The sequence below is a fragment of the Aequorivita soesokkakensis genome (genome assembly GCF_001641085.1).
GTDB lineage: Bacteria > Bacteroidota > Bacteroidia > Flavobacteriales > Flavobacteriaceae > Aequorivita > Aequorivita soesokkakensis.
This window is the reverse complement of record NZ_LXIE01000001.1, coordinates 260,026-276,065: the sequence shown is the minus strand read 5'-3', so window position 1 is coordinate 276,065 and position 16,040 is coordinate 260,026. Positions and strand designations below refer to the sequence as shown.

12 protein-coding genes are annotated in these 16,040 nt (G+C 36.1%); 7 read left to right on the top strand and 5 right to left on the bottom strand.

All coding sequences use genetic code 11. The features are described from left to right. Positions 1-70 precede the first annotated feature (70 nt). The 3 genes from capA to A7A78_RS01325 all read left to right on the top strand — a co-directional run bounded on the left by capA (position 71) and on the right by A7A78_RS01325 (position 3,338). Complete coding sequence (gene capA / locus A7A78_RS01335; protein ID WP_068760470.1) at positions 71-1,108, top strand: cysteate synthase; 1,038 nt, start codon at positions 71-73, stop codon at positions 1,106-1,108. Between the two features lie 183 nt (positions 1,109-1,291). Next, positions 1,292-2,557, top strand: a complete 1,266-nt coding sequence (gene capB / locus A7A78_RS01330) for a cysteate-C-fatty acyltransferase (protein WP_068760468.1) — start codon at positions 1,292-1,294, stop codon at positions 2,555-2,557. A gap of 214 nt (positions 2,558-2,771) precedes the next feature. Further along, positions 2,772-3,338 carry a hypothetical protein gene (locus A7A78_RS01325; protein ID WP_131811081.1) on the top strand — a complete coding sequence of 189 codons (567 nt, stop codon included), beginning with the start codon at positions 2,772-2,774 and terminating at the stop codon, positions 3,336-3,338. Between the two features lie 66 nt (positions 3,339-3,404). Here the strand turns inward: A7A78_RS01325 and A7A78_RS01320 are convergent, their stop codons facing one another. Both A7A78_RS01320 and A7A78_RS01315 read right to left on the bottom strand, forming a co-directional pair. Next, positions 3,405-4,523: a GNAT family N-acetyltransferase gene (locus A7A78_RS01320; protein WP_068760465.1), complete on the bottom strand. Its 1,119-nt coding sequence runs from the start codon at positions 4,521-4,523 to the stop codon at positions 3,405-3,407. Between the two features lie 15 nt (positions 4,524-4,538). Next, entirely contained in the window at positions 4,539-5,519 is a 981-nt protein-coding gene (locus A7A78_RS01315; protein ID WP_068760463.1) for a transporter, read from the bottom strand. A gap of 106 nt (positions 5,520-5,625) precedes the next feature. On the opposite strand from A7A78_RS01315, the gene A7A78_RS01310 reads away from it, so the two are divergent. The 3 genes from A7A78_RS01310 to A7A78_RS01300 all read left to right on the top strand — a co-directional run bounded on the left by A7A78_RS01310 (position 5,626) and on the right by A7A78_RS01300 (position 9,879). Beyond that, a complete protein-coding gene (locus tag A7A78_RS01310; protein WP_242649238.1) occupies positions 5,626-5,889 on the top strand; it encodes a DUF4834 family protein in 264 nt (87 codons plus the stop codon). Positions 5,890-6,032: 143 nt separating this feature from the next. After that, entirely contained in the window at positions 6,033-8,474 is a 2,442-nt protein-coding gene (locus A7A78_RS01305; RefSeq protein WP_068760459.1) for a YfhO family protein, read from the top strand. Positions 8,475-8,592: 118 nt separating this feature from the next. After that, a complete protein-coding gene (locus A7A78_RS01300; RefSeq protein ID WP_068760457.1) occupies positions 8,593-9,879 on the top strand; it encodes a glycosyltransferase family 4 protein in 1,287 nt (428 codons plus the stop codon). 61 nt (positions 9,880-9,940) lie between these two features. On the opposite strand, the gene A7A78_RS01295 is transcribed toward A7A78_RS01300, so the two are convergent. The 3 genes from A7A78_RS01295 to uvrA form a co-directional block, all read right to left on the bottom strand. Next, complete coding sequence (locus A7A78_RS01295; RefSeq protein ID WP_068760455.1) at positions 9,941-11,203, bottom strand: hypothetical protein; 1,263 nt, start codon at positions 11,201-11,203, stop codon at positions 9,941-9,943. 287 nt (positions 11,204-11,490) lie between these two features. Then, positions 11,491-12,360: a T9SS type A sorting domain-containing protein gene (locus A7A78_RS01290; protein ID WP_094745993.1), complete on the bottom strand. Its 870-nt coding sequence runs from the start codon at positions 12,358-12,360 to the stop codon at positions 11,491-11,493. A 32-nt stretch (positions 12,361-12,392) separates the two neighbouring features. Beyond that, positions 12,393-15,170: an excinuclease ABC subunit UvrA gene (gene uvrA / locus A7A78_RS01285; protein WP_068760452.1), complete on the bottom strand. Its 2,778-nt coding sequence runs from the start codon at positions 15,168-15,170 to the stop codon at positions 12,393-12,395. 255 nt (positions 15,171-15,425) lie between these two features. Between uvrA and A7A78_RS01280 the strand changes: the two genes are divergently transcribed. Continuing rightward, positions 15,426-16,010: an RNA polymerase sigma factor gene (locus A7A78_RS01280; RefSeq protein ID WP_068760450.1), complete on the top strand. Its 585-nt coding sequence runs from the start codon at positions 15,426-15,428 to the stop codon at positions 16,008-16,010. The last annotated feature ends 30 nt before the right edge of the window (positions 16,011-16,040 follow it).

Genomic DNA, 16,040 nt, shown 5'->3' with positions numbered 1-16,040 from the left:
TTCCTTACCTTTGTACGGTTTAAAATTTCAGTTTTCGCACTGAGTATTTTTTATAACGAACTCCCTCTTTATGAAAGAAGAAATAAAAGCCTATAATAATGTGTTGGAACTAATAGGCAACACACCGTTAATAAAGCTTAACAAAATTACCCAAAAGATGAAGGGTAATTATTTCGCAAAGGTTGAAGCATTCAACCCGGGACATTCTACCAAGGATCGAATTGCACTTTATATTATTGAAGAAGCCGAAAGAAAAGGCATTCTTAAACCAGGTGATACCATTATTGAAACCACAAGTGGAAATACAGGTTTCAGTATTGCAATGGTGAGCATCATTAAGGGTTATGAATGTATTTTGGCGGTAAGCTCAAAATCTTCGGCAGATAAGATTGATATGCTGAAAACAATGGGCGCCAAAGTTTATGTGTGTCCGGCCCACGTTAGCGCTGACGATCCGCGTTCCTATTACGAAGTTGCAAAAAAACTTCACAGCGAAATTAAAGGCTCGGTTTACATCAATCAATATTTTAATGAATTGAACATTGATGCACATTACCAAACAACTGGTCCTGAAATCTGGGAACAGACTGCTGGAAAAATTACACATTTAGTAGCGTGTAGTGGAACCGGAGGAACAATTTCTGGAACGGCCCGTTTTTTAAAGGAACAAAACCCAAATATAAAAGTTATCGGGATTGATGCTTATGGCTCGGTTCTTCAGAAATACCACCAAACAAAGGAATTTGACGCCAATGAAATCTATCCTTACCGCATTGAAGGTTTGGGTAAAAATTTAATTCCAACTGCTACAGATTTCAATATTATTGACAAATTTGAAAAAGTAACTGACGAATCTAGTGCACACACAGCGCGCGAACTTGCAAAAACCGAAGGTCTTTTCGTGGGGTACACAAGTGGTGCGGCAATGCAGGGTTTAAAACAACTTGAAGAAGAAGGTGAGTTTGATGAAAACAGCAACATTGTTGTTATCTTCCCAGACCACGGTTCGCGTTATATGAGTAAAATTTATAATGATGAATGGATGAACCAGCAAGGTTTCTTTGATTCTGAAACTGCTGAAATTCACAAGATTGAATATGTGAAATAAAGTACGAAGTAAGAAATACGAGTTACTAAATATAAAAAAATAGAAATATTAAAAATCCCGACTGACTTTGTTCTCTCGGGATTTTTTCATTTAGAAAAGATGTAATCTAAAATCTAACGTCTAAAATCTAAAATCTAATTTTAATTTAATTAATTTTGTCCCAAATTTTTAACTAAAGATTTAATGAAAGATTTATTCGATAAAATCTATAAAGATAAAGGTCCGTTGGGAAAATGGGCTGAACAAGCGGAAGGCTACTTTGTTTTCCCAAAATTGGAAGGTCCAATTTCCAATAGAATGAAATTCAAGGGCAAGGAAGTAATTACTTGGAGTATTAATGATTATTTAGGTCTTGCCAACCACCCGGAAGTTAGAAAAGTAGATGGTGAAGCCGCTGTAAAATGGGGCTCAGCCTATCCAATGGGTGCGAGAATGATGAGTGGCCACACAGATCTTCACGAACAACTTCAACGCGAACTTGCAGCATTTGTAAATAAAGAAGCAGCTTATTTGTTGAATTTCGGGTATCAAGGAATGGTTTCAACCATTGACGCACTCGTTTCAAAAGATGATGTGATTGTTTATGATGTTGATGCCCACGCTTGTATTATTGACGGCGTTCGCCTTCATTTAGGGCAACGTTTTACGTATAAGCACAACGATATGGAGAGTATCGAAAAAAACCTACAACGTGCTACTAAAGTTGCGGAAAAAACTGGCGGCGGAATTCTTCTTATTTCTGAAGGTGTTTTTGGAATGCGCGGTGAACAAGGGAAACTAAAAGAAATTATAGCACTTAAGAAAAAATACAATTTCCGCTTTTTTGTTGATGATGCCCACGGTTTTGGAACACTAGGTAAAACTGGTGCTGGAGCAGGCGAGGAGCAAGGAGTTCAGGATGGAATTGACGTTTATTTTGCAACTTTCGCAAAATCTATGGCAAGTACCGGAGCTTTTATTGCAGGTGATGAGGAAATAATGAATTACCTTAAATACAATTTGCGCTCACAAATGTTTGCGAAATCCTTACAAATGGTTTTGGTAGAAGGTGCTTTGAAGCGCTTGGATATGCTTCGCACAATGCCCGAGCTAAAAGAAAAACTTTGGGAAAACGTAAATGCACTACAAGGTGGATTGAAAAAGAGAGGTTTTGATATAGGAACTACCCAAAGCTGCGTTACGCCAGTATATTTAAAAGGAAGCATTCCAGAAGCGATGGCGCTTGTAAAAGACCTTCGTGAAAACCATGGAATTTTCTGTTCAATCGTTGTGTATCCAGTAATCCCGAAAGGATTGATTCTTTTAAGAATGATTCCAACGGCTTCACACACAATGGAAGATATTGAAGAGACTTTGGAGGCATTTTCATCTATCCGCGAGCGCTTGGAGAATGGAACCTACAAACGTCTTTCTGCGGCTGTTGCTGAGGCGATGGGAGAGAAGATTTAAACAAATTCCCGCGCAGGCGGAATCTTATGATATTAAAAAATCCACCTTTTTTTGGGTGGATTTTTTTGTGCCTTATTTTTTTGGAATAACCATTTGGTGTTTTTGATTAACTTTACGGGATAACAGTAATAAGAAAGTTATTATATCCTGACTTATATGCGGCATAACACCAATAAAAGTTATTATATAAGGCGTTACCTGCAAGCTGAAAAAAATGAAGTACATATTTACAATAATTATTTTATTCTTAAGTTTTTTGATTTTTAGCCAACAAATCGAAAAAAAATTTGATTATGAAAAAGAATATTATCCGATAAAAAACTCAATTCAAACAGATAGCCTGAAATTTTGGACTTACTCAATTGATTATGAATTTGAGAAACCAAATGACTCTATAAAACCAGTTGCTAAAATTAAATTTTGGAGAACTGAATCAATTAATGATAAAAAAAGTCAAAAAATATACGGAAAACCTTGGACACCTTCAATTGATTTTGAGATTTACAATATAAATGATTTAGAATTTTGCAAAGAATCTTCATATTTAACTAAAGTTCGTTCAAGTTGCGTCAAGCCCAATGTTGGTGGAGATTTAATTATAATTCAAAATTATGTACTGGTTAACAAAAGTGTTTGCTTGAATTGTATCAGATATGACAATGGAATTGATTACTGCCGACCAACTTTGGATAAAATACTTTCGGAATTGAATTTAGCAGAAAACAGTTCTTTAAGCGGAATTGACAAAGCAATTGGGACAAAAATTGAACGAACGGAATAAAGCCAGCAGGTCACATCCTTATATAACATATAAATTCTTACAAAAACCCTACTTCTAAAAAAATTATTACAAAGTCTTCCTAAAAGTACTCCGCTCCTTATGTTGCACAGGATTATAATCCTTCCAAAGCAATTGCACGGCAGTATTTTCTTTTAATTCAGGATTTGTTTCAACCGTCTGGATTCCTTTGGAATTGAAGAGGTGTTGCATTTCTTCAAAAATAATCGCGGTAACCCCTTTTCCTTGATATTCTGGGTCAATTCCTATTAAATAGAAAGCGGCAGTGTCGTTCTTTTTCTGGGCTTGAAGAATGTAATTCCAGCCAAATGGAAACAATTTTCCGTTCGCTTTTTTCAATGCTTTTGAAAAGGAAGGCATCACGATTGAAAAAGCAATCAATTTTCCTGTTTCGTCCTTTATGCAGCAAATGTAATCTGGGTGAATAAAGCTGAAATATTTCTTTTTGTAATAATCTATTTGATATTGCTGGATGGGCACGAAAGTTTGTAGCGTATTGTATGTTTTGTTCAGCAGGCCAAACATATCATCAACATAGGGTAAAATCTCCTTTTTATCCTTAAAACGAATCACGGAAAGTTTATACCGCTCCCGAACAATTTTTGAAAACTTTGCAACTTTCTCAAAGATAGCTTCGGGAATTTTTAGCGTGTATTCAACCCAAGTTGCCTGTTTTTCATAACCAAGTTTTTCCAAATGTTCAGCGTAATACGGATAGTGGTACCAAGTAATCATGGTATTCATTTCCTCAAAACCCATGGTGAGGATTCCCGCTTTTTCCATATTGCTGAAGCCAACGGGGCCTTCGGCATATTCTAGGTTGTGTTCTCGGCCTTTTTCATAAGCTTTTTCAAGCAGGGCTTTGGTAATTTCAATATCATCCACCATATCCAGCCACCCGAAACGGATTTTTTTCTTTCCCTGTTCGTTTACTTCCAAATGGTTCAGAATAACGGCAATCCGGCCAACTACTTCATTATTTTTATAAGCCAAATAATACCAAGCTTCGGCATTTTTGAAAACCGGATTTTTTGCAGTATCCAAAGTTTCCATTTCATCCTTTATCAAAGATGGAACCCAGTATTTACTGTCTTTGTAGAGCTTAAAGGGAAAAGTGACGAATTTTTTAAGATCACTTTTGGAGGTTAGTTGTTTTACTTCAATCATATCAAAAAAATCTTTTTATTCGCCGTCGTCTTCATCTAAATTCAATTCGTCTTGACGCTCTTGCTTTTTGTTTTTTTCTTCTTTTAATTTTTCTTCTTTATTTGCCTTGTCTTCCAAATATTCATCTTTGTCGTGCATGTCAAAACGGTAAGCGACTCCGGCCCGACCATAAAATTTTGATGGAGTGTCCTTAAAACTATAGGTAAGTGAAAGATCAACTTGTAAGTTTCCATTGACCAATGCAGCAGCCCCGCCACGAATTAACTGATCTGAATAGAAATCACTTTTCAAGCCTTGATTTTCTAGAAAAACTGAGAAATAACGATTGGTTGCATGGGTTAGCGTTAAAATATAGCCATATGTTGGGAAATCCGTTGTGACGCGGTCAACAATAATATTTGTTACAAAAACCCAGCCGCCAATAAAATTATTTTGGGTGGAAAGCACCAATTTCGGGCTTATTTTACTCTCAGCTTCGGGTGTAAACGGATTGTCTGCAAAATCAAAATTAGCCCCTGCGTATATTGAAATTGCCGGAATTAAATCTGCCCATTGTGTTTTGTTATTCGCCTTCCAACTGTAAAGATTTGGGCCCTCCAAATCACGTTTTCTGTAGGGGTCATAAATCAAGTATTTTGCGCCTAGCGTATTGCTTTTAAAATTTGAAAGACTGTATTCGCGTGAAACGGCAGAGCGATTATCAGTAACCTTGTTTGATTGGTATTCGCCCATAAGGCTTACCTCCAGTCGTTCTTTCCAAAAACCATAGCGAACAGAATAATCTATTGCAAGTCCGTTGGTTTCGGTTTTTAAAAGTTCGTGTTTTTCCTTTCCGTAGCTTATTCCGGATTCAAATTGAAGCACGTTTGTTCCTACGGAAAATGCGCCCTGCGAACCGCCCGGACGGTTGGTGTTTATCATTTCGGTATATTGTGCCGAAACATTTGAAAAAGTTATGAAACTCAGCAGAAATAGAAAGGGAAGTTTGATATTCATGGAAAGTTGGGTTTAGTTCAAAGATATAAGATTTTACCATTTATTTAATAGTCAATATTCGTCTTTTTCTGCATCAATCCTTATTTTTGAAAAGAATTTTACAGTTATGATGACATTCCTAAAAACGATATTAATTGTTCTTCTGGTATATTTTGGGGTAAAGTTTCTCTTTAGACTCGCAACCCCTTATTTAATGCGCTATATTTCGAAAAAAGCTGGGCAGCAGTTTGAACAGTTCTTCGGAAACAATGCAAATATAAATACCCAACGCGAAAAAGAGGGAAGTATAACCATTGATAAAAATCCTTCCCCAAATTCCCGAAACAGTAAAAAAGTTGGGGAATATGTGGATTTTGAAGAGGTTGAATAACGCTTGAAGTGTGAAGCGGGAAATTAAAAAAATTTCTCAATAATATATTTTACACCTTCCATTTCCACCAACTTCCAACTTTCAATCCTTTTTTTCTACCATATTTTTGCTAATTTCCCCACTTCATATTTACAAGCCAAATTATGCAGCCCAACTATAAAAAATTCCTTCCCCATTTAGTTGTTTTCGTTTTGTTTATCGTTGCCTCCTTGGCTTATTTCAACCCGGTTTTGCAAGGGAAAAAAATATTCCAAAGTGATATTGTACAATATTCCGGAATGGCAAAACAGCAAAACGATTTCAGAAAAACTACGGGAGAGGAAACCTATTGGACTGATGGGGCTTTCGGCGGAATGCCAACCTATCAGCTGGGTGCAAAATATCCAAACAATTACATAAAACAACTCGATCTCGCCATTCGTTTTTTGCCGCGTCCAGCAGATTATCTTTTCCTATATTTTATAGGAATGTACATACTTTTTTTGGTGCTGAAAGTTGATTATAAACTCGCTTTTCTCGGTGCTTTGGCATTTGGGTTTTCGACGTATTTAATCATTATTTTGGGCGTTGGCCACAACGCAAAAGCCCACGCCATAGCTTATATGCCCTTTGTTTTAAGTGGAATATTTCTCACCTTCCAAGGAAAATATCTTTGGGGATTTTTATTGCTCACAGTTTCCATGGCTTTGGAATTGGTCGCAAACCACTTTCAAATGACGTATTATTTGATGCTTTTGGTGATAATCATCGGCATCGTTTATTTAATTGATGCTTTTAAGAAAAAAATGTTGCCCCACTATTTCAAAGCGGTGTGTATAATGATAGGTGCGGTAATTATTTCCATAGGTTTAAATGCTACGAATATTTTGGCAACCAAGGAATATGCAGACACTTCAACCCGCGGAAAAACCGAATTGACCATCAATGCAGACGGTACGCCAAAGGACAACAAAACAGGGCTTGATTTTGATTACATCACCGAATATAGCTACGGAAAGCTGGAAAGCTTCAACCTATTTATTCCGCGTTTTATGGGCGGTAGCTCCACCGAAGCGTTTCCAAAAGATTCAAAAACCGTTGAAAGTTTAATGCGAATGGGCGCTTCTTCACAGGAAGCAAATCAGGTTTTAAACCAAATACCGTTGTATTGGGGAGACCAATCTTTTGTGGGGGCACCTGCTTATATTGGCGCAATCATTATATTTCTTGCAGTTTTAGCTCTGTTTTTACTTCGCGGAAGATTAAAATGGTGGGCGGTTTCGGCCTTTGTTTTGACATTGCTTTTGTCGTGGGGAAAAAACTTCGGAGGTCTTACTGAATTTTTTATCGATTATGTGCCGATGTACAACAAATTCCGGGCAGTTTCTTCAATCCAAGTTATCATTGAATTGATTCTGCCAATTCTCGCTATAGTTGGGCTACATCAGTTTTTCAGCCATTTTGAAAAGGAAGAAAAAAAGAAAAAAGCATTGCTTTGGTCAACTGGAATTGTTGGCGGAATTACTTTGATCTTTATTCTTTTTAAAACAGTATTGTTTGATTTTGCAAGTCCGTATGATAGCTATTTTAGAGATGAAATGGGACTTCCGTTTTTGGAAGCAATTCGCGAGGATAGAATTTCACTTTTCACTTCCGATGCAATTCGCTCTTTGATTTTTGTGATTTTGACAGCGGCTGTTCTTTGGTTTTTTATGAAAGGAAAACTGAAAAAAGGCTTTGCCATTGCAGGCCTTTCCGTTTTGATGATTATAGATTTGGTGGACGTTGACAGAAGATATGTAAACGAAGATGATTTTGTACAAGCAAAATTGGTTGATGAACCATTTCAAAAGAATGGTGCAGACGAACAAATTTTGAAAGATGATGGCCATTACCGTGTTTATGACGCCACTACAAATGCTTTTAACAGTGGTCGCGCAAGTTATTATCACAATGCTTTGGGCGGTTATCACGCCGCGAAACCGGGCAGAATGCAGGATTTATTTGAATTCTATATTTCAAAAGGAAATATTGGAATTTTGAATATGATGAATGTTCGTTACATCATAACCCAAACTAAAAATGGCGGACCCGTAGCACAACGCAATCCGTATGCAAATGGCGACGCTTGGTTTGTTGAGAATGTACTTCCAGCAGAAAATGCAAATGAGGAAATTCAACTTTTGGATAGTTTAGACACCAAAAAGACTGCGGTTGTAAATAAAGAATTTCTTTCAAAAATCCCGAGTCAAAAAATTGAAAGGGATAGCACTGCGACTATTGAACTTTTTAGTCATCAACCGAATAAATTGGTTTATGAAACCTCCACAAAATCGCCACAGTTGGCAATTTTTTCTGAAGTGTATTACCCAAAAGGGTGGAACGCATACATAAATGGTAAACCTGTTGAATATTTTAGGGCAGATTACTTGTTGAGAGCGATGGTAATTCCTCCCGGAAACAATAAAATTGAATTCATATTTGAACCGAAAGTTATTCAAACGGGAAGCACCATTTCACTGGCGAGTAGCATAGTTTTTCTTTTAATATTATTGAGCGGCTTGTATTTTGCCTTTAGAAAGAAAGATGGGGGAGAATCAGCTTAGGCCAATATTTTATTAAATGTTACTTTGTTACTGAGTTATAAAGTTATTTAGGCTGTTCGCTTTATTAAGAATTTATCATAAACCATTCATATAATAACTCAATAACGTATAACTAAATATGAAACGCGCCCTAATCATCACATACTATTGGACTCCAGCAGGCGGCCCGGGCGTACAGCGATGGTTAAAGTTTGTAAAGTATTTTCGGGAATTTGGCGTAGAGCCAATTGTTTATGCGCCCGAAAACCCAAATTATCCTTTGGTGGATGCCAATTTTTCTTCTGAAATTCCTTCGGACATTGAAATTATAAAACAGCCAATCAACGAGCCGTATCGATTCGCGAAGCTTTTTTCAAAAAAGAAAACGAAGCAGATTAGCAGCGGTATTATTTCAAAGAAGGAAATTTCCGCAATGGAAAAGTTGATGCTTTACGTTCGTGGAAACTTTTTTATACCCGATGCGCGCGTTGGTTGGGTGAAACCTTCGGTTGAATTTCTTTCAAAATATATTGCTGAAAATAATGTAGATGTTATAATAACAACCGGTCCGCCGCACAGCCTTCACCTTATAGGTATGCAACTTAAAAAAGAGTTGAAAGTAAAATGGATTGCAGATTTTCGCGATCCGTGGACGACGATTCACTACCACAAATCCCTTCGATTGAATAAAACCTCGGAACGGAAACATAAAGAATTGGAGGCTTTGGTTTTGAAATCAGCAGATATTATTACCGTTACCAGCCCAACAACGAAAAAGGAGTTCGAGATGATTACCGAAACTCCAATTGAAGTTATTACAAATGGTTTTGATATTTCGGAAAAAATTGAATTTGAAATGGATTCAACTTTTTCAATTTCACATATTGGCTCACTTTTAAGCGAACGCAATCCAGAAGTTTTATGGAAAATGCTTGCAGAGATTTGCAAAGAAAATTCTTCTTTCAAAAAGGATTTACAATTGAAATTTGCTGGAGCCTTAAGCGTAGAAGTGAAGCAAAGCCTTGAAAGTTTTAAGCTATTGGAAAATTGTGAATTTTTGGGTTATGTTTCGCATTCCGAAGCTTTAAAAATGCAACATCAAAGTCAAGTACTGCTTTTGGTTGAGATAAACAGTGCTGAAACCCGTGCGATAATTCCGGGAAAATTATTTGAATATTTGGCTTCCAAACGGCCTATAATTGCGATGGGTCCAAAAGAAAGCGATATTGAAGGAATTATTACTGAAACCAAATCTGGAAAATTCTTTAGTTATTGGGATGATGATGAATTGAAAGCTGAAATTTTGCAATTGTATGCAGCATTCAAAAGTGGAAATTTAGGGATTGCTTCCGAAGGAATTGAAAAATATAGCAGGAGGGAACTGACGAAACAAATGGCTTCTTTAATTCTGAATTTAAAAAAGTAAACCCCCGATCTCCGCCAGTGGCGAATCACGGAGGTTTAACCAACCAACCAAAAAACTATCTTTATCCTCTTCCTCTTTTGCTAACTTCTCTAGAAGAAGTGCCTCTTGAAGAAGTGTTCGCTTTTGAACTGCTTCGTGAAGGAGCGCTGGATTTATTTACTGTACTACGGCTCGCAGTTTCTCTTTTGGGAGTTTGTGTTTTGCTTCTTGTTACTGAACTACTTCTGTTGTTCGATGAAGCAGTTCTCGTTTGTTGTTTTTGAACAGTTCTGTCAGCTGATACATTTCGAGTATTTGTTGACCGAGTTGTATTCGCATTTCTTGTATTTTTTACGGTATTTTGAGAATTGCTCCTTTCAACATTCCTTTTCGTGTTATTGCTATTTACTCTTGTAGCAGTATTGCTTCGCGAGGTAACTGTGTTGTTTCGGCTAACATTTCCTGAGTTATTTCTAGTAGTTTTTGTACTTCTAACAACATTTCCGGCTCCTTTACTATCAGTGCTGCTGTTTCTTGAAACAGTATTACTTCTTGAGTTATTAGCTTGTGTTTTATTACTTCGGATTGAGCTATTGTTGCGACTGTTATTTGAAGCAACCATTGTATTTCTTCTATTTGGATTATAATCTTTATTCAATGAAGACCTTCCTTTTTTGTCATAAACACGGCTTCCTGGACGATAAAAATCTCTTCTACTATTATGATAGGCTACATGTTTTCTGTTTTTGTAATACACTACGTGATCGTGATAGCTATATCTAACAGGGCTGTAATATCTTCTGTAAGGCATATCATAAACTACACAGTGACTGTATATTGGTCTAACATAATAAACGTGCCAAGGGCGATAAACGTAATAAGGGTTATAAATATTTATTACACCAGTAACATGCGAAAAATAACCGTAGTTATTATAAACTACGTGAAGGCCACCAACGCGAACAATTCTTCTGTCATTATATTGAATGTCAACATTTCCCGCTTGAGCAATACGACCATATTCGTCATAATAAATAGGAACATTTTCAACTTGAATAACCGCGCCGTAATCATCATACTGTACGTATGCTTCATAATCATAACCAGAATTGAAACTTATATTGACATTGGGAGTATTGATAGTAACACTTGAGCCTTTTTGTGGCCCAACATATACAAAGTCAAACTGCCCATCGGGGAAAACGGAGAATTCAATATCTCCTTCTACAAAGATGTATGCGTTTCCGTCATAACCTCTTCGGTAATTGTTTTCATTTTCGGTGGAAGTTGCATTTGCTGAAAATCCCATCAAAATGATACTGAATATTAGCGCTAGATTTTTCATAAGTTTCAAAAATTTAAGGTTTGTACTTGCTTTGGTCTTTTGGTTTGCTGAGTACGCTTACAAATAACCAACGACCGTGCCAAAATTTTAAATCATTGATTTTCAGTAATGTTTTTGAAGTTTGAAAAAAAGAAAAGATATTTTGAAGCATTTAAATAAAAAATCCGCTGAAGTGTTTTATCATTTCAACGGATTTTAAAAAACTAACCAACCAAAAAAACTAAAAGTCTTATTTTCTGTTATTTTGATTTCAATTAGTGTGCCAAAAATATTCTATTTAACGAAAATCAATTCACTAAAAACTTATCGGTTTTCACCATTTTTTCTTTTGAAAATAATTGGTATAAGTAAATTCCAGATTTAAATTCTGCATTATTTATTGAATAATCATTATTTACTATAGTTTCATTTTTTAGAATTCTTCCTGAAACATCGTAAATGATAATTTTGTCTATCCTCGCATTTTCAGTTAGATATAATTTTGATGTTGTTGTTACGGGATTGGGATATAAAATTACATTCTTGTAATCAAAATCATTTGTTCCAAGTATTACTCTATCACAAGTTGTAGCTCCATTAAAAAAAGTAGTTATGTTATCTTTTGTAAAACATACCAATAATGTGGTTCCTACATCTATAAATTCCTCGTGTGGGTCAACACCATTTAACGAACCTATTCCTTCAATCCAATATTTTATATAGTTTGGAAAATTTACGTCATCTTTTAATTCTATAACTTTTCTGTTTTCTCCTGCAATAAATTGAGTTTCAACCGATGTTACCTGAAATTCAATACCCGCATCACCGCATTGTGTGGAATAACCACAAGACTCATACCCAAACTCAAATATATCTCCCAATTCTAGATTGAAATTATATTGAATAACTTCCTCATTGGAGGTGTTTAATCCATATATTATTCCATTTTCTTCTCTCCAATTACAAACTCCTCCACTATATTCAAAGTTTACTTCTTTATATATTTTTCCATTTATTTCTATTTCTCCTATAATTTCAACTGGATGCGCAATTATATCGCCATCTATTGAATGATATTCAACATTCCAAACATTTCCTTCTTCCAACATAGGAAGATAGGGCTGTGAAAAAGAAGTAATGGAATATAAAATGCAAAGTATGAGTAGAAATGTTTTCATATTCAGATTGGTTAGAAAGGCTTATGAATATACTAAATTTTCTCTTTCAAATATTCCGCAGTAAAGGATTTCTTGTTCTTTGCGACTTCTTCCGGAGTTCCCTCAGCAACAATTTTTCCACCGTTTTCACCACCTTCAGGTCCTAAATCTATTATGTGGTCTGCGCATTTAATTAAATCAATATTATGCTCCACTACAATCACCGTATGCCCTCTATCTAACAAAGCATAAAAGGAAGCCAACAGTTTTTTTATATCGTGAAAATGAAGTCCCGTGGTGGGTTCGTCAAAAATGAAAACAGTTTTTTCTTTTGAAGTTCCTTTAACCAAAAACGAAGCGAGCTTAATTCGCTGCGCCTCACCACCAGAAAGGGTAGAGGAGCTTTGGCCCAGCTGTACATAGCCAAGCCCCACATCTTGTAAAGGCTGGAGTTTTGCTGAAATTTTATCTTGTTTGTTCTCTCCAAAAAAAGTAACAGCGTCATCAACGGTCATCGTAAGAATGTCATCAATATTTTTACCTTGAAAAGTTACTTCCAACACCTCTTTTTTGAAACGTTTGCCATTACAGGTGTCGCAGAGCAAATGTACATCTGCCATAAATTGCATCTCGATAGTTACTTCGCCTTCGCCTTTGCAGGTTTCGCAACGGCCGCCATCAACGTTGAAACTGAAATGTTTTGCTTTGTACCCACGGATGTCCGAAAGTTTCTGCGAGGCATACAGATTGCGAATATCATCATAAGCCTTAATATAGGTTACGGGATTGCTTCGGCTGGAGCGGCCAATTGGGTTTTGGTCAATAAATTCGATACTTTTTATTGTACCAAAATCACCTTTTATTTCTGAAAACTGACCAGGTTTTTCACCATAACCGCCAATTTCACGAAGCAAAGCTGGATAAAGAATTTTCTTCACTAAGGTACTTTTCCCGCTACCGGAAACGCCAGTAACAGCTGTGAAAATATTCAAAGGAAATGTAACGTCTATATTTTTCAGATTGTTTTGGCGCGCACCACTAATTGTGATTTTGTTTTTTGAAGTACGTCGTTTTTTTGGAACTTCAATTTCCATTTCTCCATTTAAATATTTCGCAGTCAACGAATCTGATTTTAAAATTTCAGCATAGTTTCCTTGCGCAACCACTTCACCGCCAAAGGTTCCGGCTTCGGGGCCGATGTCTATAATTTCATCGGCAGCTTTCATAATATCCTCATCGTGTTCCACAACAATCACGGTATTGCCCAAATCACGAAGGGATTTTAGAACAACGATAAGCCTTTCCGTGTCTTTTGGATGAAGCCCAATACTGGGTTCGTCCAAAATATACATTGAACCAACAAGACTGCTTCCCAAAGAGGTAGCAAGATTGATACGCTGTGATTCTCCACCCGAAAGTGTATTTGACTTTCGATTCAATGTTAGATAACCTAAACCAACATCCTGCAAAAAGCGAAGACGATTGTTTATTTCTAGTAGTAATCGTTTTGCAACTTTTTCTTCAAATTCAGACAATTCTAAATTTTTAAAGAATATCGCGGTTTTATCTAAAGGAAGTTCCACCAATTCCTGAATTGCGGTACTGTTTATTTTTACATATCCAGCTTCGGGGCGTAATCTTTTTCCCTTACAGGTTGTGCATTTTGTTTTTCCTCTGTAGCGCGAAAGCATCACTCTATTTTGGATTTTATAGCTTTTAGATTCCAAAAATGAAAAGAACGAGTTTAATCCTTCAAAATATTTATTGCCATCCCAGACCAATTGTTTTTGCTGATCTGTAAGCTGAAACCAAGGTTTGTGGATGGGAAAGTCAAATTTATAAGCATTGTTCACCAATTGATCGCGATACCAACTCATGCTTTCCCCTCGCCATGGAAATATTGCATTTTCAAAGATTGAAAGCGAAGTATTTGGAATAACCAAATCTTCGTCAATGCCAATAACGTCACCGTAGCCTTCACAAGTGGGACAAGCGCCGTATGGGTTGTTAAAACTGAAAAGATGGACGTTTGGTTCCATAAAGACCATTCCATCGGCTTCAAAACGATTGTTGAATTCCGTAACTTTATTTGATGAAATTTCCTCAATATATAACTCACCTTTGCCCTCAAAAAATGCTATTTCAATTGCATCTGCCAAACGATTGTAAAAATCTTCATCGTTTTTAGTAATGATTCGGTCAATGACCAAATCTACTTTTTTAGGAAACGTTTTTTCGTCCAGCTCATCAATACGAATAACTTCACCTTTCACCTTAATTCTGGAATAACCTTGTTGTGCCAACGCTTGGATTTTATTTTCCATCGTGCGTCCTTCCTCTAAAAAAATTGGGGCGAGGAGCAGCAATTTTTCATTTTCACCAAAATTTTTTATGAAATTTATAACATCTGTGGTAGTGTCTTTTTTAACTTCTTTTTGGGAAATAGGAGAAATTGTTTTCCCTATTCGAGTATAAAGCAATTTCAGATAATCATAAATTTCAGTGGAAGTTCCAACAGTGGAACGTGGGTTTGTTGAATTTACTTTTTGCTCGATTGCAATAGCGGGAGCAATTCCTTTTATGGAATCTACTTTAGGTTTATCCAGTCTTCCCAAAAATTGGCGAGCATAGCTGGAAAGGCTTTCAACATAGCGGCGTTGGCCTTCGGCATAAAGTGTGTCAAACGCCAAACTTGATTTTCCGCTACCGGAAAGTCCCGTTACAACTACTAATTTATTGCGCGGTATTGCTACCGAAATATCTTTAAGATTGTGAAGTTTTGCACCCTGGATAAGGATGTTTTTTTTTATATCTACTGTTTCCGTACTCAATTTTATTTTTCCTTTTTTATAGCTTTTCGCAAAGATACTATATCGGTTTCAGCAATGCACATTTGATCTTATTATTATTTTTTAATGAAAATTTTAACCTTTTTTTTGCATTTATGAATTCTTTGTTGTTATATTTACAGCTCTTAACGTCATATAAAAAAATTATTGCCTATAGCTGATCATTACTTTTAACAAATAAACATTGTAACTAAGCAACCAAATCCATAGTTGTTTATTTTTTAAAAAAGTATTGATATGAAGCAAAGCACAAACTCTGATGCGTTTTTGGTAAACGCTTATATGAACGGTAACGAATCTGCACTCAGTGAGTTAATTACTCGCCACAAGCAAAGAATCTACAGTTTTATTTATTCGAAAGTATTTGACCGGGATGTCGCCGAAGACATTTTTCAGGATACCTTTATTAAGGTTATTAGAACCTTAAAAAGAGGTGCCTATAATGAAGAAGGCAAGTTTCTTCCTTGGGTTATGCGTATCTCGCATAATTTGGTGATTGACCATTTCAGAAAAAACAACCGCATGCCGAAATTTGAAAACAATGACGATTTCAATATTTTTTCAGTACTAAGCGACAACGCTTTAAATATTGAAAAGCAAATAATAAAAGGGCAGGTTGAAGATGACGTTCGTAGATTAATACAGGAGCTTCCGGACGATCAAAAAGAAGTCCTGATCATGCGAATTTATAAAGACATGAGTTTTAAGGAAATAAGCGAGCAAACAGGCGTCAGTATTAATACGGCACTGGGACGGATGCGTTATGCATTGATCAATTTGCGCAAAGTAATTGATAAACATAATATTATATTAACCAATTGATACAATAAACTGGTTTTTGCTGCGTTATTT